Raw genomic sequence first — 21,689 nt, forward strand, 5'->3', positions numbered from 1 at the left:
TTCACAGCCCGGCTCGGCGCCGGCGCCGGGCTCAGGTCGCGCCGAGGGTGCGGGCCGCCGTCACCAACGCCAGGTTGTCGGGTGCCACGCCGCCGTCCGGCAGGACCAGGGTGTCCTCCAGGCCGATCCGGGTGTCCAGGCCACGGCGGACGGCCACGGCGAACACGGGCCAGGTCGCCGGCCCCTCGCCGTGCAGCAGCACGGGCGGGCGGTCGGCGGGCAGCGCGGCCAGGATGGCGTCGGCGTCGGCGAGGGCCACGTCGACCGGTTCGGCCAGGCACTCGACGAGGACCCGCCCGGTCGGCGCCGGCCAGCGACGCCACGCGTCGACCGCCGCCACCGTCCAGAGGCCGGCCTCGACCATCACACCCCGCTCATGAAGGGCGGCCGCGACGGCCGCCGCGCCCGGTTCGTGGGCGTTGACGGAGGCGAAGTCGGGCAGCACCGTCCAGGCGCGTACGGCGGCGACCCGGTCGGCCGGCTCGGGGACGATCCAGGCGCCGGTGCTCACCCCGACGGGCAGGCCGGGCCGGGCGGCCCGGATCGCGGTGACCGCCGCCGCGATCACGGCCGGGTCGAGCGACTCGGCGCCGTCGGCGCCGCGCGGGTGCACGTGCACGGCCGCGGCTCCCGCCGCCGCGCACCTGACCGCGTCGGCCGCCAGCTCGTCGGGCGTCACCGGCACCGCCGGATGCTCCGGCCGCCGGCGCCCGCCGTTCAGACACGCCTTCAACACGCCGCGCACCTTCCTCAGGAGTGGATCCGGACGTCGTCCCGGCCGGGGTCAGTCGAGGGGGCGGGAGGCGGGGTCAAGGTCGTGCTCGGCGTCGGCCAGGGCGTCGGCGTCGATGTGCTCGGCGAACTCGGCCGCCTCGGCGCTCTGCGCGGCCAGCGCGTCCTTGACCGCCCGGATGGCCACGCCGGCCGGGTAGCCCTTGCGGGCCAGCATGCCGACCAGGCGGCGGAACACCGCGTCGGGCTCACCCCGGGTCGCGCGCAGCTTCCGGTCCACCAGGGCGCGGGCGGTCTCCGCCTCGGTCTCCTCGTCCAGCTCGTCGAGGGCCTCGCTGGCCACCTCGCCGTCGACGCCGCGCTGGCGCAGCTCGTTGGCGAGCGCCCGGCGGGCCAGCCCGCGGCCGTTGTGGCGGCTGCTCACCCAGGCGCGGGCGAAGGCAGCGTCGTCGACGATGCCGACCTCGTCGTAGCGGTCGAGGACCTGGTCGGCGACCTCCTCGGAGATGCCCCGCTTCGCCAGGGCGCCGGCCAGCTCGGCACGGGTGCGCGGCCGGACCGCGAGCTGCCGGAGGCAGATCTCCCGGGCCACCTCGGCCTCGTCGCGGGGCGGCGCGGGGGTCGCCTCGGCATCGGGCTCCTCGGCCCGGCCCCGGCGGCCACGGCGCGGCCGGGGTGGAGTGGTGGCGTCACCCGTGCGGGGCGGGCTGGCGTCCCAGCCCCGCCCCGTACGGGCGCGTCGTCCTGCCACGGGTCAGCCGGGGATCAGAAGTCGACCGGCGGCAGCTCCGGGCCGCCGGCGGCGTCGCCCGCGCCGGTGCCGACACCGAGCTTCTCCAGGATCTTCTTCTCGATCTCGGCCGCCACGTCCGGGTTCTCCCGGAGGAACTCGCGGGCCTTCTCCTTGCCCTGGCCGAGCTGGTCGCCGTCGTACGTGTACCAGGCGCCGGACTTGCGGATGATCGCCTGCTCCACGCCGACGTCGATCAGCGAGCCCTCGCGGGAGATGCCCTTGCCGTACATGATGTCGAACTCGGCCTGCTTGAACGGCGCGGCGACCTTGTTCTTCACGACCTTGACGCGGGTGCGGTTGCCGACCACGTCGGTGCCGTCCTTGAGGCTCTCGATGCGGCGCACGTCGAGCCGGACCGAGGCGTAGAACTTCAGCGCGCGGCCACCGGTCGTGGTCTCCGGGCTGCCGAACATCACGCCGATCTTCTCGCGGAGCTGGTTGATGAAGATCGCCGTGGTGCCGGTGTTGTTGAGCACACCCGTGATCTTCCGCAGCGCCTGGCTCATCAGCCGGGCCTGCAGACCCACGTGGCTGTCGCCCATCTCGCCCTCGATCTCGGCGCGCGGCACCAGGGCGGCCACCGAGTCGATCACGACGATGTCGATCGCGCCGGAGCGGACCAGCATGTCGGTGATCTCCAGCGCCTGCTCGCCGGTGTCCGGCTGGGAGACCAGCAGGGCGTCGGTGTCGACGCCGAGGGCCTTCGCGTAGTCCGGGTCGAGCGCGTGCTCGGCGTCGATGAAGGCGGCGATGCCGCCGGCCCGCTGGGCGTTGGCCACCGCGTGCAGGGCGACCGTGGTCTTACCGCTGGACTCGGGACCGTAGATCTCGACGACCCGGCCGCGGGGCAGACCGCCCACGCCGAGCGCCACGTCGAGCGCGATCGAGCCGGTGGGGATCACCGAGGTCTGGATGACCGGCCGCTCCCCCAGCCGCATCACCGAACCCTTGCCGAACTGCTTGTCGATCTGAGCGAGAGCAAGGTCGAGTGCCTTCTCCCGGTCGGGCCCTGCCGCCATCGTTGCCACCCCTGCCTTCGCCGGCGTCTTTCCTGAGCTTCGCGTCACGCGGACACGCTAGGCGCTGGGTCCGACAGAAAACCAGCCGACGGGCCGCGAGCTGTGGACGAGCACCCCGCTGTGGACAATAGCCGAACAGGTGTACGACTCGACAAGCGACACGCGGAACCGGCGAAAAGACTGCTCAGCGTAGTCGCGCGGGTACCCGGTCGGGATACGCGGCGACGACCGCGCGCCACACCACGTGCGTCTCCATCCCCGCCGCCAGGGCCTGCTCGATGGTCCGCCCGCCGAGCTGGGACAGCACCTGGTCGCTGGCGATGCTGGCCGCGTAGCCCGGCCCGAACGCCTCCGCCAGTCGCGCCCAGAAGTCGGTCAGCCGCACGTGTCACTCCTCCTTGTCGGGCACCTCGTCCGAAGGACGCCCGAGTTCGTCCGCCGCCCCGACGGGCGCCGGACGCAACGCTAGCGCCACCAGCGGCACCACCGCGATCGCCGCCAGCAGGGTCAGGGTCGGATAACCCACGGCCCGCATGACAAACCCGCTCGCCGCCGCCGCACCCGCCCCGGCCAGCCCCATGACCAGGTCGGACAGCCCCTGCACGCCCGGCCGGTCGGCGGTGGGCACCGACTCCGACAACAGGGTCGAGCCGGCCACCATGGTGCCCGACCAGCCCAGCCCGAGCAGGGCCAGACCCACCGAGAGCAACGGGGTGTGGTGCCCGGCGGTGCCGGCGACCGCGCAGGCGGCCAGCAACAGGGCCACCCCGCCGAGGATCACCGGGCGCCGGCCCAGCCGGTCGGTGAGCCAGCCGACCAGCGGGGAGAACGCGTACATGCCGGCGATGTGCAGGCTGAGCACGATGCCGACCACCCGGAGCACGTCCGCGTCGGAGTGCGACTCGCCGAGGCGTACCGGGGTCATCGACATCACGGCGACCATCACGAGGTGGCCCACGGCCACGGCGGCGATGCCGAGGCGGGCGGCGGGCCGCCCGCGTACCGTGCGCCAGGCCCCGACCATGCCCGCGGGGCGCCGGGCGGTCCCACCCGGCGCGGCGACCGGGTCGGCCGGGGCTCCGGCCGCCGCCAGCCGGCGCGCGGTGAGCAGCGGGTCCGGCCGGAGCAGCACGGCCAGTACGACGGCGGCCAGCACGAACGCGGCGGCGCTGAAGGCGAACGGGCCGGCCAGCGCCGGCAGGCCCCAGCCGCGGGTGGTGGCGTCGGCGAGCGCGGCGAAGTTCGGCGCGGCCACCGCGCCGATGGTGGTGGCCCAGACGACCAGCGAGAGCTGGCGCCCCCGGCGGGCCGGCTCGGCCAGGTCCACGGCCGTGTAGCGGGCCTGGAGGTTGGCCGCGGTCCCGCCGCCGAAGAGCAGCATGCCGACGAAGAGCAGCGGCACCAGGTGCACCACGGTGGAGACCACCACGAGCACACCACCGACCGCCCCGACCAGGTACGCGGTGACCAGCCCCGGCCGGCGCCCCCGGGCCGCCATGATCCGGGTGACCGGCACGGCGAGCAGTGCGGCACCGACCACCCCGGCGCTCTGCGCCACCCCGGCCAGGGCGGTGCCGGCGACCCGGGCGGCGAGCAGCGCACCGACCGAGATGCCGATGGTGACGCCGATGCCGCCGATGATCTGGGTGAGGAAGAGCAGCCGGACGGTGCGCCGCTGGATCGGGGCGACGTCGAGCCGGCTCGGTGCCGGCGCGGTCAGGTCGGTGGCCATGGCGGATGCTCCTGGGGTAAGGGGTGACCATCCTCCCGCACCCGACCCGGTCGGGGGCACCCGGTTTCGCTACAGGCCGAGCCCTCGACCGATGATCTCCTTCATGATCTCGGTGGTGCCGCCGTAGATGGTCTGCACCCGGCTGTCCAGCCAGGCCTTCGCCACCGGGTACTCCGCCATGAAGCCGTAGCCGCCGTGCAGCTGCACGCAGCGGTCGGCCACCCGGTTCTGCAGCTCGGTGGTCCACCATTTGGCCTTCGCCGCGTCGGTCACCGAGAGCCGACCGGCGTTGTACTCGGCCACGCAGTGGTTGACGAACGTCCGCGCGATGGTGACCTCGGTGTCCAGCTCGGCCAGGAGGAACCGGTTGTGCTGGAACCGCCCGATCGGCCGGCCGAACGCCTCCCGGGAGCGGGCGTAGTCGAGGGTGAGCGCGAGCAGCTTCTCCGCGGCGGCCACCGCGGCGACCGCGATGCTCAGCCGCTCCCGGGGCAGGTTGGCCATCAGGTGGTAGAAGCCGTGGTTCTCGGTGCCGACCAGGTTCTCCGCCGGCACCCGGCAGTCGTCGAAGAACAGCTCGGCCGTGTCGTTGGCCTTCAGGCCGACCTTGGCCAGCCGCCGGCCCCGGGCGAAGCCGGGCGTGCCGGTCTCCACCACGATCAGGCTCACCCCGTGCGCGCCCTGGTCGGGGGCGGTCTTGGCGACCACCACCACGAGGTCGGCCAGCTCGCCGTTGGTGATGAACGTCTTCTGCCCGTTGAGCACCCAGCTGTCGCCGTCGCGGACCGCGCTCGTGCGGATGCCGGCCAGGTCGCTGCCCGCACCCGGCTCGCTCATCGCGATGGCGGTGACCAGGTCGCCGGAGCAGAAGCCCGGGAGCCAGCGCTTGCGCTGGTCGTCGGTGGTCAGCTCGGTCAGGTACGGGGCCACCACGTCGTTGTGCAGCCCGAAGCCCAGGCCGCTGCAGCCGGACGCCACGATCTCCTCGTCGAGCACCGCGTTGAACCGGAAGTCGCGCTGCCCGCCGCCACCGTGCTCGGGGTCCACGTCCATGCCGAGCAGCCCGGCCGCGCCCGCCCTGCGCCACACCTCGCGGTCGACGATCCCGTCGGCCTCCCAGCGCTCGTGGTGCGGGACGGCCTCGCGGGCGAGGAACTGCCGGCACAGGTCCCGGAACTCCTGGTGGACGGGCTCGTAGAGATGCTGCTCCATGGCGGCCAGTCTGGCACCGCCCGCCCCCGCTGCCCAGAGGTGATCCGCGCTCAGCCCCACCAGGTGGCGTCGGTGACCGGGACGAAGCCGAGCGAGTCGTAGAGCGGACGGCCGGCGCGGGCCGCCGTGAGCGTCATCGGCACGTCGCCGAGCCGGCCGAGGACGCCGCGCAGCAGGGCCCGCCCCACGCCCCGGGAGCGGTGCTCCGGCAGGCTGGTCATCCAGTAGAGGCCGACGCCCTCGTCTTGGACGGTCAGGCAGGCGCCGGCGGGCGCGCCGCCTGCGTGGACCAGGAAGAACCGCACCTCGGGGCGGGCCAGCAGGCCGGCCGGGAACGCCTCGCCGGGGCGGCGCGGCCGGAAGTGGTCCAGGGGGAAGCCGCGCACCACCACGTCCTCGGCGGTGTCGAGCTGGTCGGGGCGCTCGACCGGGGTCACCGGCAGGGACGGGTCGGGCAGCGCCGCCGGGCGGCGGACCATCACCGGCATGCTGCGCGGGGTGAGGCCGAGGTCGGTGAGGTCCACCGAGGCGTACTGGTCCTCGACGGTGACCGGGCCGGTGCGCCGGCGGACCAGGTCGGCCAGCGCGGCCCGGTCGTCCGGGGCCGGGTCCGGGTCGCGCAGCAGGATCCGCAGCCCAGCGCGGTCGTCGCCGAGCACCGCGAGGAAGCCGGGCCGGTGCAGCAGCGTGTGTCCCCGCGCGTCGGCCAGGGCCGTCCAGAGGGCGGCGGCGTTGCGCACGGACAGGTCGAGGTCGGCGGTGGTGGCGGTCATGCCGCCGACGCTACGGCCCGCGCCGCCCGCCGCGCAGGTCCATTCCGCCGCCGTGGTGCTGGTCCACAACCCCGGAGTAAGCGAGCATGGCGGGATGAGCACGCTGACCGGAGCGCAGATCGCCGACGCCGCCCTGGACGGGTGGACCTACCTGCTCGGTGCGCTGCACACCCGCATCCGCACGCCGGACTTCGCCGCCGGACTGTCGCTCGTGGACGCCATCGGCGCCGAGGCCGAGCGGCGGGACCACCATCCCGACCTGGACCTGCGTTACACCCATGTGGACGTGCGGCTCTGGTCGCACGACGTGGGCGGGGTCAGCGACCGCGACATCCGGCTGGCCCGGGCCATCTCCGCGCTCGCCGCCGAGGCCGGCCTGGCGCCGGCGTACACCGGCGTGGCCCGGCTCGAACTCGCCCTGGACAGCCCGGATTCCGCCGCCGTGCTGCCGTTCTGGCAGGCGGTGCTGGCGGTGGCGCACCGGGATGGTCCGGGGGCGGGTGACGAGGTGCGCGATCCGGCCGGCGCGCTGCCCACGGTGTGGTTCCAGGAGTCCGGACGCGAGGAGCCCCGCCAGCGCTGGCACCCGGACGTGTGGGTGGACCCGGCGGAGGTGCGGCCGCGCATCGAGGCCGCGCTCGCCGCCGGGGGGACGCTGGTGAGCGACGAGGCGGCGCCGCACTTCTGGGTGCTCGCCGACCCCGACGGCAACCGCGTCTGCCTCTGCACGTCACAGGGCCGCGACTGAGCCGCCGCCCGAGGTGCGCGAAGGGAGCCGGGGCCCGTCAGGAAGGGCCCCTCCCGTCACCGCAGCGCGCGGGCGGCGACCTTGAGGTCCGCGACGAGCCCGTCGTACGCGACGTCGTGGTTGTCGGCGCGCAGCACCGCGGAGGGGTGGATGGTGGCCAGCAGCCGGGTCTCCGGTGCGTCGGCGACGGCACCGGCGCTGTCCACCGGGACCCGGGTGAAGTCCTCGGGGTGCTGGGCGGCGGCCGGCCAGGGCAGCAGTTCGCCGCGTTGCTTCGTGACCCGGAAGGTTGGGCCGAGGAGGGCCTTGGCGGCGGTGGCGCCGAGCACCACCACGATCTCCGGGTGCAGCCGGGCGAACTCGGCGACCAGCCACGGCCGGCAGGCGGTGATGTGCACCCGGTCGGGCGTCTGGTGAATGCGCCGCTTGCCGCGCAGTTCGAAGCGGAAGTGCTTGACGGCGTTGGTGAGGTAGATGTGGCCGGGGTCGATGCCGGCGTCGTCCACGGCCTTGCGCAGCAGCCGGCCGGCCGGGCCGACGAACGGTAGGCCCTTCTGGTCCTCCATGTCGCCGGGCTGCTCGCCGACGAGCACCACCCGGGCGCTCTCGTCGCCGCGGCCGAACACGGTCTGCGAGGCGTTCCGGTAGAGCTCGCAGCCCCGGCAGCCGGTCGCGGCGGCCCGCAGCTCGTCGATGGTGTCCGCCTGCGGCGGGATGAACTCCTGCGCACCGGGGGCGTTCTCGGTCTCGGCCATGCCAGCTTTATATACCGGTTTCGGCATCGACGCCCGGTCGCGCCCGCGTCAGTACCCGGAGCCGCCGCCACCGCCGCGCGAGGCCAGCGCGATCGCGATGATCACCAGAATGATCACCACCACCGCCACGCCGATCCAGAGTCCGGTCCGGGACCTGTTCGAAGCCATGACATCCACCTCCCGGCCGCGGTTACCCGCGGGAGGCCCGGCCATGCCGCGGCTCAGGCGGTGAAGCCGGTGGCCGCCGGCCGGACGGCCCGGGCCACCGCGTCGGCGAGCGGGCCGAGATCGGCCTCGTCGAGCCGGCTGACGGTGATCCGCACGCCGGGGGCGGCGGCGATCCGGTTCAGCGCGCCGGGGGCCACCGACCAGCCGGCGTCCCGCAGGGCGGTGACCGCGACGGTCTCGTCCGGCACCGGCACCCACACGTTGATGCCGGTCCGCCCGTGGGCGGCGAGCCCGCGCGCCGCGAGGGCGTCGACCAGTCCGTCGCGCCGCCGGTCGTAGCTCTCCGCCGCGCGGCCCACCAGGTCGGCGGTGGCCGGGTCGCGCCACAGCGCCAGGACCAGGCGCTGCAGCACGGTGGAGACCCAGCCGGCGCCGACCCGGGCCCGGCCGGCGACCCGCGCCACCGTGGCGTCGTCGCCGGCCAGCACCGCGAGCCGCAGGTCGGGGCCGTAGGGCTTGCTCACCGACCGGACGAAGGCCCACGTCGGGGTCGCCCCGGCGAGGGGGTGCAGGGGTACGCGGGCCAGCTCGGCGGCGTGGTCGTCCTCGATCAGCAGCAGGTCGGTGCGGCCGGCGAGGAGCGTCCGCAGCTCGGCGGCCCGGCCGGCGGAGACGGCGGCGCCGGTGGGGTTCTGGGCGCGGCTGGTGACGATCAGCGCGCGGGCGCCGGCGGCCAGCGCGGCCGCGACCCCCGGCGCGGTGGGGCCGTCGTCGTCCACCGGCACCCCGATGGCGCGCAGCCCGAGCGCGGCGAGCAGGTCGAGCAGGTTGGCCCAGCCCGGGTCCTCGACGGCGACCGCGTCGCCGGGGCGCAGGTGGGCGGCGAGCAGGCGTTCGATGCCGTCGAGCGCGCCGCCGGTGACGGTGAGGTCGTCGGCCGGCACCCCGTCGGCGGCGAGCCGGTCCCGGGCGGCGGCGCCCAGCTCGGGCAGGACGGCGGCCGCCGCGTACCCGTTGGGGATCCCGAGCTCGGCGGCGAGCGCGGCCAGGTGCGGGCCGAGCGGCGGCAGCAGCCGGCTGTCGGGCTCGCCGGCGGAGAGGTTGCGGCCGCCGGGCAGCGGCGGGGGCATCAGCGCCGAGCGGCGGCTGGCCACCGGCGGGCGGGGGCGGACCCGGGTGCCGTGCCGGCCGGCGGTGACGACCAGGCCGCGCTGCCGCAGCTCCTGGTACGCCTTCGCCACGGTGGCCGGACTGACGCCCAGCTCGAGGGCGAGGGCGCGGACGGCGGGCAGGGCGTCGCCCGGGGCGAGGTCACCGGCCCGGATGCCGGTTTCCACGCTCGCCGAAATCGCCGCCGAGGACGAGCCGCTGATCTGATAACGTGCTGCCACAGTTCGGAGATTGTACTAGCACGAAGGTGGGATGTCGCATGTACCCCCCGACCGGACGCACCACGGCCAGCCGCTATCGGGACCGGATGCACTACGACCGGGAGACCGTCCACGCCCTCATCGACGAGGCCTACCACTGCGCGCTCGGGTTCACCGTGAACGGCGAGCCGCGCGTCCTGCCCACCCTTGTCGTGCGGGTCGACGACACCCTCTACGTGCACGGCTCCACCGGCAGCCGGCCACTGCTCGCCGCCCGCGACGGGGACGGGCTCCCGGTCTGCGTCGCGGTCACCCACCTCGACGGGCTGGTCTTCGGCCGCTCCCAGTTCCACCACAGCGCCAACTACCGGTCCGTGGTGGCGCACGGCACCGCCCGGCTGGTCACCGACGAGCAGGAGAAGGTCCGGGTGCTCACCGCGCTGGTGGAGAAGCTCGGCGCGGGCCGCAGCGCCGACAGCCGGCCGCCGACCCGCCGGGAGCTGGCCGAGACGGCCGTGCTGGCGCTGCCGCTGCGCGAGGTGTCGGTCCGGATCCGGGCCGCCGGGGTGAGCGACGAGCCCGCCGACTACGACCTGCCGTACTGGGCCGGCGTGGTGCCGCTGCGGGTCACCCGGGGCCTGCCCGAGCCGGACGCCGGGGTGACCGCGCCGGTGCCGGCGTACCTGCGGCCGGCGCCCTCGCCCTGGCTGGAGCCGGTGGTGCTGCGCGGCGAGCACGTGGTGCTGGAGCCGCTCGACGAGTCCCACGCCGAGGAGCTGTACGCCGCCCTCGACGACGAGGAGGTCTGGCGGTACGTCGGCAGCCCGCGCCCGGGCGGCGTCGAGGAGATGGCGGCCTACGTCCGGTCCGGGCTGGACGCCCACCGGCGCGGGGTGCGCATGCCCTGGGTGCAGCGCTGCGCGGTGACCGGCGCGGTGGTCGGCACCACCTCCTACTACCAGCCCGACGAGGAGCTGCGGACCGTGGAGATCGGCTACACCCAGCTCGGCCGGCCCTGGTGGCGCACCGGGATCAACACCGAGGCCAAGCTGCTGCTGCTCACCCGTGCCTTCGACGAGCTGGACGCCGTCCGGGTGACCTGGCAGACCAGCTCGCTCAACGAGCGCTCGCAGCGGGCCATCGAACGGCTCGGCGCCGTCCGGGAGGGGACGCTGCGGTCCAACCGGCGGCGCGCCGACGGCACCTGGCGGGAGTCCGCGCTCTACTCGATGCTCGACTCGGAGTGGCCGAACGCACAGGCCACGCTGCGGGAACGGCTTCGCCGGGCGGCACCCGTGGCGTCATGATGACCGGCGTGCTGGGGATCACCGACATCGGGACGTACGTGCTGGGCACCGTGGCGATCGTGCTGCTGCCCGGGCCGAACTCGCTCTTCGTGCTGTCCACGGCGGCGCGACGCGGGGTGGCGGCCGGCTACCGGGCCGCCGGGGGCGTGTTCGTCGGCGACTCGGTGCTGATGATCCTCTCCGCCGCCGGGGTGGCGTCGCTGCTCCGGGCGTACCCGGCGCTCTTCCTCGTGGTCAAGTACGCCGGCGCCGCGTACCTCGGGTGGTTGGGGTTGACCATGCTGCGCGGCGCCTGGCGGCGCTGGCGCGACCGCAACGACCCCACCGCGCCGCGGCTCATCGACGCGGCGGAGCCGGCGGCGGTGCGTGACCCGTTCCGGCGGGCGCTGGTGATCAGCCTGCTCAACCCGAAGGCGATCCTCTTCTTCATCTCGTTCTTCATCCAGTTCGTCGACCCGGGCTACGCCTGGCCGGCGCTGTCGTTCCTACTGCTCGGGCTGATCGCGCAGGTGACCAGCGCGCTCTACCTGACCGCGCTGATCCTCACCGGCACCTTCCTGGCCGCCCAGTTCCACCGCCGGCGGCGGCTCGCGGCGACCGGCACCACGGCCATCGCCGTGCTCTTCCTCGGCTTCAGCCTGAAGCTCGCCACCGCCTCGGTCTGAGGCGAAGGCCCCGGCTGCCGTCGCGGATCGGGGCCGGACGCGCGGCCGCGGTCAGGTGCCGTCGCCGGCTCCGCCGCCGCCGACGCCCGCGCCGCCGGCCGTGCCGCCCAGGCCGTAGCCGGGGGCGACGGGCTCGTCGGGCCGGCGGCTCACGTGCGCGGACTCGCGGACCGTGGCGGACCAGCCGGCGGGGGCGGCGGCCGCCGCGTGCCGGTCGATGGCGCGCCGCAGCCACCCGTCGACGGTGGCCACCCAGTCCCGCCGGTCGGCGCCCGCGTGCCAGATCCGGAACCGGCTGATGCTCTGGTGGGTCACCCCGGCCAGGGACAGCCGGCGGTCCATCCAGAGCAGCACCTCCAGCCCCGCCGCGTTGGTCACGAAGATCACCTCCAGTTCGGTGATCGGCCCGGCGTAGAGCGGGGCCACCCAGAACCCCAGCCGCTCGTGCAGCGGCAGCGTCTGGTCCACCCCGGGCAGCCGCCCGTGCTGGAGGCCGGCCTGCCGCATGACGAAGCCGAGGGTGTCCAGCGCGGCGAGGATGTGCTGCTGGGTGGGAAGCGGATAGACGAGGACCGGCACCATGGCGCCCTGGTCCAGGTCCGGGTCGACGGACACCTCGGTACGCAGCCCGGTGCGCAGGCTCATCAGCGGCACCCCGCCGAACATGGTCACCGGGGTCTCCCAGGGCAGCGGCATCGCGAAGTCGACCGCCCGCCGCCGCCCGGCCGGCACCACGAACCGGCCGGCGATCGGCACCTGGTGGTACTGGAGGAGCCGGCGGGGCGCCTCCGGGTCCTCCGGCTCGACCTGCGCGATCAGCCCCAGCCGGATGTGCCGGACGGCGACGTCGGCGCCGCCGGCGGTCAGCATCACCCGGCCGGGCAGGCGCAGGCCGGGGCGGGTGCTCGGGTTGGGCAGCGTGGTGGTCACCGACAGCCCGGTCCACACGGACTCCGACGACACCCCGGTCAGCCGCATGCCGCCGGTTTCCCGCTGCCCGCTCCCCCATGCGCCCGCCGCGCCGATCCGGGTGCGCCCGCTGTCGCCGGAGCGACGACGGGCGCACCCGAGGAAACCGCGTGTCAGCGCATCCGGCGGCCGCGCGGCACCGGGTCGGTCTCGTCGTCGAACTCGCCGATGACCTCCTCGAGAAGGTCCTCCAGCGCGACGAAGCCGATCGGCCGGGTCGGTCCGCCGCCGTTGCGGACCAGCGCCAGCTGGGCCTGCCGGCCCCGCATGGCCGCCACCGCCTCGGTGACCGACGCCTCGCCGGGCAGGGTGAACGCCGGGGTCATCAGCTCCTCGGCGGTCGCCGACCGGCCGGTGGTGACCGCCCGGACCGCCTCGCGGACGTGGACCAGGCCGCAGACCTCGCCGCCGGTGTCGACCACGGCGAGCCGGGACCTGCCGCTGTCGCGGGAGACCTGCTCGATCCGCTCGGCGGCGTCGTCCCGGCGGACCGTGACGATCCGGTCGAACGGCTCCATCACCTGCGCCACGGTGGTGCCCTGCAACTCCAGCATGCTGGTCAGCATCTGGTGCTGCTCGGCGCCGAGCAGCCCGTGCTCGCGGGACTGCTCCAGCAGGATGCGCAGCTCGTCCGGGCCGTGCACCATGGCGAGCTGGTCCTGCTGCCGGACGCCGACGAGCCGCAGCACGGCGTTGGCCAGCGCGTTGAGCGCGGACAGCACCGGGCGGGCGACCCGGGCGAAGGCCCGGAACGGCAGCGCCAGCAGCATGGCCGAACGCTCCGCGTCGGTGATCGCCCAGGACTTCGGGGCCATCTCGCCCACCACCAGGTGCAGGAACGTCACCAGGGCCAGGGCGAACAGCAGCCCGACCAGGTGACCGACCGCGTCCGGCAGCCCGACCGCGTGCAGCAGCGGGCTGAGCAGGTGCTCGATGGCCGGCTCGGCCAGCGCGCCGAGACCCAGGGTGCACAGGGTGATGCCGAGCTGGGCGCCGGCCAGCATGAGGCTCAGCTCGCGGACGCCGTCCAGCGCCGCGCGGGCCGCCCGGCCGCCGCCGGCCGCCGACTGCTCCAGCCGGTACCGCTTGGCCGCGACCAGCGCGAACTCGGCCGCCACGAAGAAGCCGTTGAGCGCCAGCAGCACCACCGAGAAGAAGAGCGCGAACCCGGGGCTCATGCGGCCTCCTCCCCGTGCGCGCCCGCGGTGGTCCGCAGCCGGACGGAGTCGGCCACGTGCCGGTCCACGGCGAGCACCTCGACCAGGGCGCGGGGCTCGGTGTCCGGCTCGTCGCCGTCGACGGCGAGCGCGATCTCCAACCGGTCGCCGACCTCGGGCACCCGGCCCAGCTCGCGCATGACCAGGCCGGAGAGCGTGTCGTACTCGGGCGCCTCGGGCAGCGCGATGCCGGTGCTGTCGGCCACCTCGTCGATCCGCCAGCGGGCCGGCACCACCCAGGAGCCGTCCTCCTGCCGGGCGGGAGCCCGCTCCGGCGGGTCGTCCTCGTCGCGGATCGGCCCGACCAGCTCCTCGGCGATGTCCTCCAGCGTGATCACACCCGCGAAGCCGCCGTACTCGTCGACCACGCAGGCGAGCTGGCGGTGCCCGACCCGGAGCCGGTCCAGCACCGTCGGCAGCGGGAGCGTCTCCGGCACCAGCAACGGGGGTACGGCCACCGTGGCCACCCGGGTGCTCGCCCGCTCGGCCGGCGGCACCCCGAGGACGTCGGCGATGCCGATCACGCCGATCAGGTCGTCGACGCCCTCGGCGCCGCGCACCGGGAACCGGGAGTGGCCGGTGTCGAGCAGCTCGACGACCCGGCTGACCGGCTCGTCGGCCCGTACGGTGTGCACGTCGACCCGGGGGACCATGGCCTCCCCGGCGGTGAGCTCCCGGAAGTCGAGCCCTCGGTCGAGCAGGTCGGACATCTCGGCGTCGAGGTGCCCCTCCTCGCGGGACTCGGCGATGATCTGCTCCAGGTCCTCCGGGGTGGCGCCGCTGGGCAGCTCCTCGATCGGCTCGATGCCGACGCGGCGGAGCAGCCGCACGGCGGCGCGGTCGAAGAGGGTGATCACCGGTCCGGCGATCCGCAGGTACATGAGGGTGGACCGGGAAAGTGCCCGGGCGAGCGGCACGGCACGGGCGATCGCCAGGTTCTTGGGGGCCAGCTCACCGAGGACCATCTGCACGACGGTGGCGATGAGCAGGGCGAGCGCCACCGACAGCGGCAGCGCCACGGCGTCGGAGACGCCGGCCAGGCCGAGCAGGTCGGCCAGCCCGGCGCCCAGGTACGGCTGGGCGGCGTAACCGACCAGCAGGGCGGTCACGGTGATGCCGAGCTGGGCGCCGGAGAGCATGAACGAGAGCCGGCCGGTCACCTCCAGGGCCCGGGCGGCGGCGGCGTCGCCACCGTCGGCGAGCTGCTTGAGCTTGCCCCGGTCCACGGCGACGTAACCGAACTCCTGGGCCACGAAGTAACCGGTGGCGGCGGTGAGCACGATGATGAGGACGAGTCCGACGAGGATCAGCACGGGAGGGTCAGGGCTCCCGGGGCCGTCGGGTCCAGAGGTTGCCGGGCACGACCCGGCTGGCTACTGCTGCCCTCCTGGGCAGAGGAGTCGATCATGCCGCCATTTTATCGACGGCGGCTGGGCGTTCGCTGAGGGTGCCGGAAGCCTCCCCGCTGTCCGGTTCACCGGCCGGACAGCTCGTCGACGTCCAGCAGTTCCCGGTCGATCCGCCCCGAACGGTAGGCCGCCCGCCCGATCATCTGCGCGGCGACCGGCGCCGTGGCCAGCTGGAAGACCGCCACCAGCGCGATCATGCCGAGGTCCGACGGCGTACGCAGGCGCAGGGCGAGGCCGATGAGGAGCAGCAGCACGCCGAGCACCTGCGGCTTGGTGGCGGCGTGCATCCGGGCCAGCACGTCCGGGAAGCGCAGCACCCCGATCCCGGCGACCAGGCTGAGCAGCGCCCCGGCCAGCAGGCAGAAGCCGCCGAGCCAGTCGGCGATCAGCATCACACCTCCTCCCGGACCGCGAACCGCACCAGGGACACCGACCCGACGAAGCCGAGCAGGGACAGCACCACGAGCACGGGCAGCGTGGTGGCGTGCCCGTTCACCGCCGCCTCCGCGCCGACCGCGCCGAGCATGGTGGAGAGCAGCAGGTCGGCGGCCACGACCCGGTCGAGCAGGGACGGGCCCCGGTAGATCCGGGCCAGGGCGAGCAGCGCGGTGACCGAGAGCAGCACGGTCAGCGCGAGGGCGAGGAGCGCGGTCACGGGTGGTCCCTCCGATCGACGGGTTCGAGATCGAGCTGGCGTACCTCGGCGGGGGAGCCCACGGCGCGGACGATGCGCCGTTCGACGGCGAGGGTGCGCTCCCGGCCGGCGGTCAGGTCCTCCGGGCCGCGGACGTCGAGCACGTGCACGTAGAGCACCCCGCGGTCGCGGTCCACCTCGAGGATCAGGGTCCCCGGCACCAGCGAGATCACCTCGGCGGTGAGCGCCAGGTTGAGGTCGGTGCGGACCCGCAGCGGCACCGCGATGACCGCTCCGCGCGGGCGGTAGCCGGGACGCACCGCCACGGCGGCGACGTGGAGGCTCGCGGTGACCAGTTCGCCGGCGAAGGTCACCGCGAGGACCAGCAGGGCGCCGGGACGCAGCCGCCCGCCGAAGGTGACCGGCGGGAGCGGGAAGAAGAGCAGCACGGCGACGCCGAGCACCAGGCCGGCGAGCACGTTGCCCCAGGACAGGTCGCCCCAGAGCAGCACCCAGATGGTGACCAGCCAGCCGAGCGCGATGGCCTGGTCGCGCCGCCGCCCGCCCCGGCCCACGGCGCGCGCGGGGGCGTCGGGCGCCGATCCGCCCGGTGGCGCGCCGCCGGGCGGTTCCCCGCCGTCGGTCGGCCGGCCCGGGGGCAGGCTGTCGGTCACGGCACGTCCACCGGCAGGACGGCCCGGACGTACGGGGTGCGCTGGCGCAGGTCGGTGGCCGCGTCCGAGGTGACCCGGAACAGCGGCCCGGCGGCCACGGTGAGCACCAGCCCGAGCACCACCAGGGCCGCGGTGGCCCCGACCATCAGCCCGGGCAGCCGGACGGGCGGGCCGGCGGTGGCCAGCCGGGGCGCCCGCCAGAACGCGATGTTCCACACCCGGGAGGCGGCGTAGAGGGTGAGCAGGCTGGTCAGGGTGCCGGCCCCGACGAGCACGGCGGGCAGCGTCCCACCGGCCGCCACGCCGGCCTGGAGCAGGCCGAGCTTGCCGAGGAAGCCCGAGAACGGCGGGATGCCGGCCAGGTTCATGGCCGGGACGAAGAAGAGGACGGCGAGCAGCGGGGCGAGGCGGGCCAGCCCGCCGAGCCGGCGCAGGTCGGTGCTGCCGGCGCGCTCCTCGACCAGGCCGGCGACCAGGAAGAGGGTGGTCTGGATGGTGATGTGGTGCACCACGTAGAAGATCGCCCCGGCCAGGCCCGCGACGCTGCTCAACGCCACCCCGAAGATCATGTAGCCGATGTGGCTGACCAGCGTGAAGGAGAAGAGGCGCTTCAGGTCGGACTGGGCCGCCGCGCCCAGGATGCCGACCACCATGGTCAGCCCGGCCACCACCATGAGCAGGCCGGAGACCTGGCCGCCGGGGAAGAGCAGGGTCTCGGTGCGGATGATCGCGTACACGCCGACCTTGGTGAGCAGGCCGGCGAAGACCGCGGTGACCGGGGCGGGCGCGGTCGGGTAGCTGTCCGGCAGCCAGGCCGAGACCGGGAAGACCGCCGCCTTGATGGCGAAGGCGAGCAGCAGGGTGAGCTGCAACGCCAGGCGTACGCCGGGCGGCAGGGCGTCCAACCGGCCGGCGAGCTGCGCCATGTTGAGGGTGCCGGTGGCCGCGTACACGAGCCCCAACGCGGCCAGGAAGATCATCGACGACAGGACGCTGACCACCACGTACGTCGAGCCGGTGCGGATCCGCACCTCCGTGCCGCCGAGGGTGATCAGCACGAAGCTCGCGGCCAGCAGGATCTCGAAGCCGACGAACAGGTTGAACAGGTCCCCGGCGAGGAAGGCGTTCGTCACGCCGGCGATCAGGACCAGGTAGGTGGGGTGGTAGATGCTCACCGGCGCGGACTCGCCGGACTCCCCCCGCCCCTGGCCGATCGAGTAGAGCAGCACGCAGAGGGTGACCGCCGAGGAGACCACCACCATCAGCGCGGCCAACTGGTCGGCGACCAGCACGATGCCGACCGGAGGCGGCCAGCCGCCCACCCGGACCACCACCGGACCGTGCCGGTACGCCTCGACCAGCAGCACCACCGCCACCGCCAGGGTCGTGGTCAGCCCGATCACGCTGACCGACCGCTGCAACCGCGGCCGGTTGGTGAGGATCAGGGTGAGCGCGGCGCCGAGCAACGGCACCACCACCGGCAGCGGCACGAGAGCGGTCATCCCTCCTCCCTCCGCTGGCGCAGGCGGCGCAGCGCCGGCTCCGGGTCCACCTGCTCCGGGTCGTTGTCCGGCCCCTCGCCGCCGAGGTCCGCGGTGGGCACCTCGTTGCGCCGGGCGAGCCGGACGATCTGCCGGTCCTCCAGGTCGTCCTGCACCTCGTCGTCGCCGGACAGGTACCAGCTCCGGTAGGCGACGGCGAGCAGGAACGCGGTCAGCCCGAAGGTGATCACCACGGCGGTGAGCACCATGGCCTGCGGCAGCGCGTCGCTCATGGCCGGCGCCGGCGCCGTGCCCACCAGCGGCGAGGCCCCGGACCGGCCGCCGAGCAGGATCAGCAGGTTCACCCCGTTGCCGAGCAGGATGACGCCGAGCAGGATCCGGGTCAGGCTCCGCTCCAGCAGCAGCGTGACCCCGGTGGCCACGAGCACGCCGACGGCGATCACCAGCACCAGGGTCGGCCCGGCCGCGCCCCGGGTCAAAGCGGCGCCCCAGGCCGGGACCGCGGCGCTCGCGGCGGCGCGCTCACGACGCCTCCCCCTCGCGCTGCACGGCGAGCCCGCGGGCCGGCTCGCCGGCCGCCTCGACGTGCCGGTCCACCTCCGCGCCGAGGCTGCGCAGGATGTCCAGCACGAGCCCGACCACGACCAGGTAGACGCCGATGTCGAAGAAGAGCGACGTGACCAGGTAGAAGTCGCCGATCAGCGGCAGCCAGAGGTTGACCTTCACGCTTTCCAGCACCCGGCCGCTGAGGAGCAGCCCGAGCACGCCGCTCCCGACCGAGACGGCCAGGCCCGCGCCGAGCACGGTGCCTGCGCCGACCGGCGCCGCCTCGGCCAGCTCGTACCGGCCGCCGGCCAGGTAGCGGACGGTCAGCGCGAGGCCGGCGACCAGGCCGCCGGAGAAGCCGCCGCCCGGGGAGTTGTGCCCGGAGAAGAGCAGGAACAGCGAGAAGAGCAGCACCGTGTGGAAGATCAGCCGGGTGACCACCTCGAAGACGATCGAGCGGCGGCGCGCGTGCAGGGTCGCCCCGCCGCGCAGCCAGACCGTCCGCCGGTCCCGGCCGGACCGGACCGGTGCGGGCCGGGACCCGCGGCCGGGGCCCGGTGCGGGACCGCTCGAAGATCAGGCTGGCCACCCCGGTCGCGGTCACCACCAGCACGGCCATCTCGCCCATGGTGTCCCAGGCCCGGATGTCGACCAGGGTCACGTTGACCACGTTGCGGCCGTACCCCTGCGCCACGGCCAGGTCGGGGAACGCCGCCGAGATCGAGGGGGCCCGCCGCGCACCGGCCGCGGCCAGCGCCAGGCCGGCCATGACCAGGCCGGCGGCCACCCCGATGCCCCGCCGGACCCAGCGGCTGCGGCGCAGCGGGCGGGCCGAGAAGCGGTCCGGGAGCCGGCGCAGCACCAGCACGAAGACGGCGATGGTGGCGGTCTCCACGAGGAACTGGGTGAGCGCCACGTCGGGCGCGCCGTAGAGGACGAACATCATGGCGGTGCCGTAGCCGGTGACGCCCACCAGCAGCATGGCGGTGAGCCGGCGCCGGGCGCCCACCGCGAGCAGCGCGGCCACCGCGATCACCACGCAGACCACGAGCTGGGTCGGGTTGTCCCAGACCGCGAGCTCCGTGCGCCAGGGCCGGGTGGCCAGCATGGCGCCGCCCGGCACCAGCACCAGGCAGACGAGCACGGTGCCCAGGTACTGCGGCAGGGCGCCGCGCTGGGTCGCGCCGGTGACCTCGATGGCGAACCGGTCGAACCGGTGGGTGATCCACTCGTACCCCTGGTTGCCGCCGACCGGCGCCCGCAGCCGGGTCAGCACCGGGGTGAGCGGGCCGCGGACCAGGTGCAGCGTGTATCCGCCGGCCAGCACGACGGCGGAGAGGCCGAGCGCCGCGGTCGGTCCGTGCCAGAGCGCCAGTTTCTCCTCGACCGGGCCGAACAGCTCCGCGTACGGGCGGAGCAGGCCGCCCAACCAGCCGGCGGCCGGGCCGGCGGCGAAGCCGGCGACGGCGAGCAGGGCCGGAGGGACGAGCATCGCGGCGGGCGGCCGCCCCACATCGGTGACCGGCACGCCCGGCCGCGACGCGAACGCGCCCCAGAGGAACCGGATGCTGTACGCGACGGTCAGCGCGCTTCCGGCCACCAGCCCGGCGAGCACCACGGGTCGTTCGGTGAACGCCCCGAGCACCGCCTCCTTCGCCACGAACCCGAGCAGCGGCGGGACGCCGGCCATCGAGGCGGCGGCCAGCGTGGCGACCGTGGCGAGCACCGGGGCGCTCCGTCCCACGCCGGACAGGTCGCGCAGGTCCCGGCTGCCGGCGCTGTGGTCGAGGATGCCGACGACGAGGAAGAGCGCCGCCTTGAACAGCGCGTGCGCCAGCAGCATGGCGACGCCGGCGAGGGCCGCCTTCGGGGTGCCCGCGCCGAGCACCACGGTGAGCAGGCCGAGCTGGCTGACCGTCCCGTACGCCAGCAGCAGCTTGAGGTCGGTCTGCCGCAGCGCCGCCCAGCCCCCGGCGACCAGGGTGACCAGCCCGGCGACCACGGTGACCGGACGCCACGGCCCGGCCGGCGCGAGCGCCGGGCCGAGCAGCCCGATGAGGAACACCCCGGCCTTCACCATGGCCGCCGCGTGCAGGTAGGCGCTGACCGGGGTGGGCGCCGCCATCGCCACCGGCAGCCACGAGGTGAACGGGAACACCGCGGACTTCGCGAGCGCGCCGGCGAGGACGAGCAGCACGGCGACCACCAGGTAACCGCCGCCGGGCAGGGGCGCGGCCGTGACGACGGACCAGCGGTAGCTGCCGACGTGGTGGCCGAGCAGCAGGAAGCCGACCAGCATGGCCAGGCCGCCCAGGGTGGTGACGGTCAGGGCCTGGGCCGCGGCCCAGCGGCTGGACCGCCGCTCGGTGCTGTGCCCGATGAGCAGGTAGGAGAAGACCGTGGTCAGCTCCCAGAAGACGTAGAGGAGCAGCAGGTCGTCGGAGACGACCAGGCCGAGCATCGCCCCCGCGAAGGCGACCATGACGGCCGCGAACCGGGCCAGGCCCGCGGAGCCGGCGTGGAAGTAGCGGGCGGAGTAGACCAGCACCAGCGCGCCGACACCACCGACCAGCAGCAGCATCAGCCAGGACAGGGTGGTGACCCGCAGGGCCACGTCGAGCTGGAGCTCCGCGACCCAGGGGTACGTCTCGACCACCGCCTCGCCCGCGCGGACCGCCCCGGTGTGCGCCACCGCCCACGCGAAGGTGGCGGCCGGGGCGAGCGCGAGCAGCAGGCAGGCGCGGGGGCCCCACCGGCGGACCAGCAGCGGGGCGGACAGGGCCGCCACCAGGTGCAGGATCAGCAGGACGAGCACGCGCACTCCCGGTCGAGGTGACAGCGCACCGAGGCACGCTGCGGCCACGACCGATCAGACGCCACATTCCCGCCCGACCGGGCGGTTTTCGGGAAACCGGCCCGGCGCCCGGCGCCCCCGGTCAGCGCAGGGCGGGGTCGGGGGCGGAGCGGTCCCGGCGGGGCACCTCGACGAGCAGGTCGGTGCGGCCGAGCTGGCGGACCGCCTTGTTGACGACCCGCTGGGCTGCGGCCAGGGAGCGCACCGGCAGCAGCTTGCCGCGGCTCTCCCGGCGCAGCACGAAGTAGTGCACGGCGGCGCGGACGAGGCCCCGGTCGGCGGCGCTGGAGTGGGCGGTGGCGACGACCAGCTCGCGCAGGCAGCGGGCCAGTTCCTCGGCCAGCTCCAGCTCGGGGCCGTGCAGGCCGGTGCGCAGTGTGGCGAGGTGACTGTCGACCTTGCGGATGAGCACGTCGGTGCCGGACCCGGACCCTCGCCCCTGCACGGTCATCCAAGCCCCTCCACCCCACGCTGCGTTGCGAGTGAAGTTACTTTATGTTGCGCGGTGCAAGCAAGCAGTTAAGTAAGACTTAACGCATACAAGGCCGCATCCGTCGCTTAAAGCACCGTCCCGGACAGATCAGCGTCGCGCGAGGACTGGTTGTCACAC

The 21,689-nt window shown here is 74.8% G+C and carries 22 protein-coding genes and 1 pseudogene; 3 read left to right on the forward strand and 20 right to left on the reverse strand.

What is annotated here, in order from left to right:
• Positions 1-31: 31 nt before the first annotated feature.
• The 7 genes from NFX44_RS17180 to NFX44_RS17210 all read right to left on the reverse strand — a co-directional run bounded on the left by NFX44_RS17180 (position 32) and on the right by NFX44_RS17210 (position 6,261).
• The gene (locus tag NFX44_RS17180; protein WP_262284552.1) at positions 32-736 is read right to left on the reverse strand and encodes a 3-keto-5-aminohexanoate cleavage protein; all 705 of its coding nucleotides are present in this window, start codon (positions 734-736) and stop codon (positions 32-34) included.
• Between the two features lie 48 nt (positions 737-784).
• Positions 785-1,483: a regulatory protein RecX gene (locus NFX44_RS17185; RefSeq protein ID WP_262284553.1), complete on the reverse strand. Its 699-nt coding sequence runs from the start codon at positions 1,481-1,483 to the stop codon at positions 785-787.
• A 14-nt stretch (positions 1,484-1,497) separates the two neighbouring features.
• Entirely contained in the window at positions 1,498-2,544 is a 1,047-nt protein-coding gene (gene recA, locus NFX44_RS17190) for a recombinase RecA (RefSeq protein ID WP_262284554.1), read from the reverse strand.
• Between the two features lie 184 nt (positions 2,545-2,728).
• Positions 2,729-2,929, reverse strand: coding sequence for a DUF3046 domain-containing protein (locus tag NFX44_RS17195; RefSeq protein ID WP_262284555.1), 201 nt, complete (start codon positions 2,927-2,929; stop codon positions 2,729-2,731).
• A gap of 3 nt (positions 2,930-2,932) precedes the next feature.
• Entirely contained in the window at positions 2,933-4,276 is a 1,344-nt protein-coding gene (locus tag NFX44_RS17200) for an MFS transporter (protein ID WP_262284556.1), read from the reverse strand.
• 69 nt (positions 4,277-4,345) lie between these two features.
• A complete protein-coding gene (locus NFX44_RS17205; RefSeq protein ID WP_262284557.1) occupies positions 4,346-5,488 on the reverse strand; it encodes an acyl-CoA dehydrogenase family protein in 1,143 nt (380 codons plus the stop codon).
• Between the two features lie 50 nt (positions 5,489-5,538).
• The gene (locus NFX44_RS17210) at positions 5,539-6,261 is read right to left on the reverse strand and encodes a GNAT family N-acetyltransferase (RefSeq protein WP_262284558.1); all 723 of its coding nucleotides are present in this window, start codon (positions 6,259-6,261) and stop codon (positions 5,539-5,541) included.
• Positions 6,262-6,355: 94 nt separating this feature from the next.
• On the opposite strand from NFX44_RS17210, the gene NFX44_RS17215 reads away from it, so the two are divergent.
• Positions 6,356-7,009 carry a 4a-hydroxytetrahydrobiopterin dehydratase gene (locus tag NFX44_RS17215; RefSeq protein ID WP_262284559.1) on the forward strand — a complete coding sequence of 218 codons (654 nt, stop codon included), beginning with the start codon at positions 6,356-6,358 and terminating at the stop codon, positions 7,007-7,009.
• Positions 7,010-7,065: 56 nt separating this feature from the next.
• Here the strand turns inward: NFX44_RS17215 and NFX44_RS17220 are convergent, their stop codons facing one another.
• Both NFX44_RS17220 and NFX44_RS17225 read right to left on the reverse strand, forming a co-directional pair.
• Positions 7,066-7,764, reverse strand: a complete 699-nt coding sequence (locus NFX44_RS17220) for a UdgX family uracil-DNA binding protein (protein WP_262284560.1) — start codon at positions 7,762-7,764, stop codon at positions 7,066-7,068.
• A 221-nt stretch (positions 7,765-7,985) separates the two neighbouring features.
• The gene (locus tag NFX44_RS17225) at positions 7,986-9,323 is read right to left on the reverse strand and encodes an aminotransferase class I/II-fold pyridoxal phosphate-dependent enzyme (protein ID WP_262284561.1); all 1,338 of its coding nucleotides are present in this window, start codon (positions 9,321-9,323) and stop codon (positions 7,986-7,988) included.
• A 38-nt stretch (positions 9,324-9,361) separates the two neighbouring features.
• Here NFX44_RS17225 and NFX44_RS17230 point away from each other — a divergent pair, with 38 nt between their 5' ends.
• Both NFX44_RS17230 and leuE read left to right on the forward strand, forming a co-directional pair.
• Positions 9,362-10,609 carry a bifunctional pyridoxamine 5'-phosphate oxidase family protein/GNAT family N-acetyltransferase gene (locus tag NFX44_RS17230; RefSeq protein ID WP_262284562.1) on the forward strand — a complete coding sequence of 416 codons (1,248 nt, stop codon included), beginning with the start codon at positions 9,362-9,364 and terminating at the stop codon, positions 10,607-10,609.
• Entirely contained in the window at positions 10,606-11,274 is a 669-nt protein-coding gene (gene leuE, locus NFX44_RS17235) for a leucine efflux protein LeuE (protein WP_262284563.1), read from the forward strand. The genes NFX44_RS17230 and leuE overlap by 4 nt, the downstream gene beginning before the upstream one ends.
• Positions 11,275-11,325: 51 nt before the next feature.
• On the opposite strand, the gene NFX44_RS17240 is transcribed toward leuE, so the two are convergent.
• The 11 genes and pseudogenes from NFX44_RS17240 to NFX44_RS17290 form a co-directional block, all read right to left on the reverse strand.
• Complete coding sequence (locus tag NFX44_RS17240; protein ID WP_262284564.1) at positions 11,326-12,252, reverse strand: sporulation protein; 927 nt, start codon at positions 12,250-12,252, stop codon at positions 11,326-11,328.
• Between the two features lie 104 nt (positions 12,253-12,356).
• The gene (locus NFX44_RS17245) at positions 12,357-13,421 is read right to left on the reverse strand and encodes a hemolysin family protein (protein ID WP_262284565.1); all 1,065 of its coding nucleotides are present in this window, start codon (positions 13,419-13,421) and stop codon (positions 12,357-12,359) included.
• On the reverse strand, positions 13,418-14,773 hold the full coding sequence (locus tag NFX44_RS17250; RefSeq protein ID WP_262284566.1) for a hemolysin family protein: 1,356 nt from the start codon (positions 14,771-14,773) through the stop codon (positions 13,418-13,420). The genes NFX44_RS17245 and NFX44_RS17250 overlap by 4 nt, the downstream gene beginning before the upstream one ends.
• Positions 14,774-14,934: 161 nt before the next feature.
• The gene (mnhG, locus tag NFX44_RS17255; protein ID WP_262284567.1) at positions 14,935-15,261 is read right to left on the reverse strand and encodes a monovalent cation/H(+) antiporter subunit G; all 327 of its coding nucleotides are present in this window, start codon (positions 15,259-15,261) and stop codon (positions 14,935-14,937) included.
• Positions 15,261-15,524, reverse strand: coding sequence for a monovalent cation/H+ antiporter complex subunit F (locus NFX44_RS17260; protein WP_151462720.1), 264 nt, complete (start codon positions 15,522-15,524; stop codon positions 15,261-15,263). The genes mnhG and NFX44_RS17260 overlap by 1 nt, the downstream gene beginning before the upstream one ends.
• Positions 15,521-16,078 carry a Na+/H+ antiporter subunit E gene (locus NFX44_RS17265; protein WP_262284595.1) on the reverse strand — a complete coding sequence of 186 codons (558 nt, stop codon included), beginning with the start codon at positions 16,076-16,078 and terminating at the stop codon, positions 15,521-15,523. Before NFX44_RS17265 ends, NFX44_RS17260 begins: the two co-directional genes overlap by 4 nt.
• 95 nt (positions 16,079-16,173) lie before the next feature.
• A complete protein-coding gene (locus NFX44_RS17270) occupies positions 16,174-17,679 on the reverse strand; it encodes a Na+/H+ antiporter subunit D (RefSeq protein WP_262284568.1) in 1,506 nt (501 codons plus the stop codon).
• Positions 17,676-18,158 carry a Na(+)/H(+) antiporter subunit C gene (locus tag NFX44_RS17275; protein ID WP_262284569.1) on the reverse strand — a complete coding sequence of 161 codons (483 nt, stop codon included), beginning with the start codon at positions 18,156-18,158 and terminating at the stop codon, positions 17,676-17,678. The genes NFX44_RS17270 and NFX44_RS17275 overlap by 4 nt, the downstream gene beginning before the upstream one ends.
• Before the next feature lie 43 nt (positions 18,159-18,201).
• On the reverse strand, positions 18,202-18,666 hold the full coding sequence (locus tag NFX44_RS17280) for an MnhB domain-containing protein (RefSeq protein ID WP_315974604.1): 465 nt from the start codon (positions 18,664-18,666) through the stop codon (positions 18,202-18,204).
• A 151-nt stretch (positions 18,667-18,817) separates the two neighbouring features.
• A pseudogene (locus tag NFX44_RS17285) lies at positions 18,818-21,088 on the reverse strand (Na+/H+ antiporter subunit A); the annotation flags it as partial.
• Positions 21,089-21,161: 73 nt separating this feature from the next.
• The gene (locus NFX44_RS17290; RefSeq protein ID WP_262284570.1) at positions 21,162-21,530 is read right to left on the reverse strand and encodes a hypothetical protein; all 369 of its coding nucleotides are present in this window, start codon (positions 21,528-21,530) and stop codon (positions 21,162-21,164) included.
• Positions 21,531-21,689 lie beyond the last annotated feature (159 nt).

Source organism: Micromonospora sp. MA102, from assembly GCF_025460765.1.
GTDB classification, from domain to species: domain Bacteria; phylum Actinomycetota; class Actinomycetes; order Mycobacteriales; family Micromonosporaceae; genus Micromonospora; species Micromonospora halotolerans.

Bases quoted from the DNA above. Each gene is read 5' to 3' on its own strand.
- recA (WP_262284554.1), bottom strand. From the start codon at position 2,544: ATGGCGGCAGGGCCCGACCGGGAGAAGGCACTCGACCTTGCTCTCGCT.
- NFX44_RS17200 (WP_262284556.1), bottom strand. From the start codon at position 4,276: ATGGCCACCGACCTGACCGCGCCGGCACCGAGCCGGCTCGACGTCGCC.
- NFX44_RS17205 (WP_262284557.1), bottom strand. From the start codon at position 5,488: ATGGAGCAGCATCTCTACGAGCCCGTCCACCAGGAGTTCCGGGACCTG.
- NFX44_RS17210 (WP_262284558.1), bottom strand. From the start codon at position 6,261: ATGACCGCCACCACCGCCGACCTCGACCTGTCCGTGCGCAACGCCGCC.
- NFX44_RS17215 (WP_262284559.1), top strand. From the start codon at position 6,356: ATGAGCACGCTGACCGGAGCGCAGATCGCCGACGCCGCCCTGGACGGG.
- NFX44_RS17220 (WP_262284560.1), bottom strand. From the start codon at position 7,764: ATGGCCGAGACCGAGAACGCCCCCGGTGCGCAGGAGTTCATCCCGCCG.
- NFX44_RS17230 (WP_262284562.1), top strand. From the start codon at position 9,362: ATGTACCCCCCGACCGGACGCACCACGGCCAGCCGCTATCGGGACCGG.
- leuE (WP_262284563.1), top strand. From the start codon at position 10,606: ATGATGACCGGCGTGCTGGGGATCACCGACATCGGGACGTACGTGCTG.
- NFX44_RS17240 (WP_262284564.1), bottom strand. From the start codon at position 12,252: ATGCGGCTGACCGGGGTGTCGTCGGAGTCCGTGTGGACCGGGCTGTCG.
- NFX44_RS17245 (WP_262284565.1), bottom strand. From the start codon at position 13,421: ATGAGCCCCGGGTTCGCGCTCTTCTTCTCGGTGGTGCTGCTGGCGCTC.
- mnhG (WP_262284567.1), bottom strand. From the start codon at position 15,261: ATGCTGATCGCCGACTGGCTCGGCGGCTTCTGCCTGCTGGCCGGGGCG.
- NFX44_RS17270 (WP_262284568.1), bottom strand. From the start codon at position 17,679: ATGACCGCTCTCGTGCCGCTGCCGGTGGTGGTGCCGTTGCTCGGCGCC.
- NFX44_RS17290 (WP_262284570.1), bottom strand. From the start codon at position 21,530: ATGACCGTGCAGGGGCGAGGGTCCGGGTCCGGCACCGACGTGCTCATC.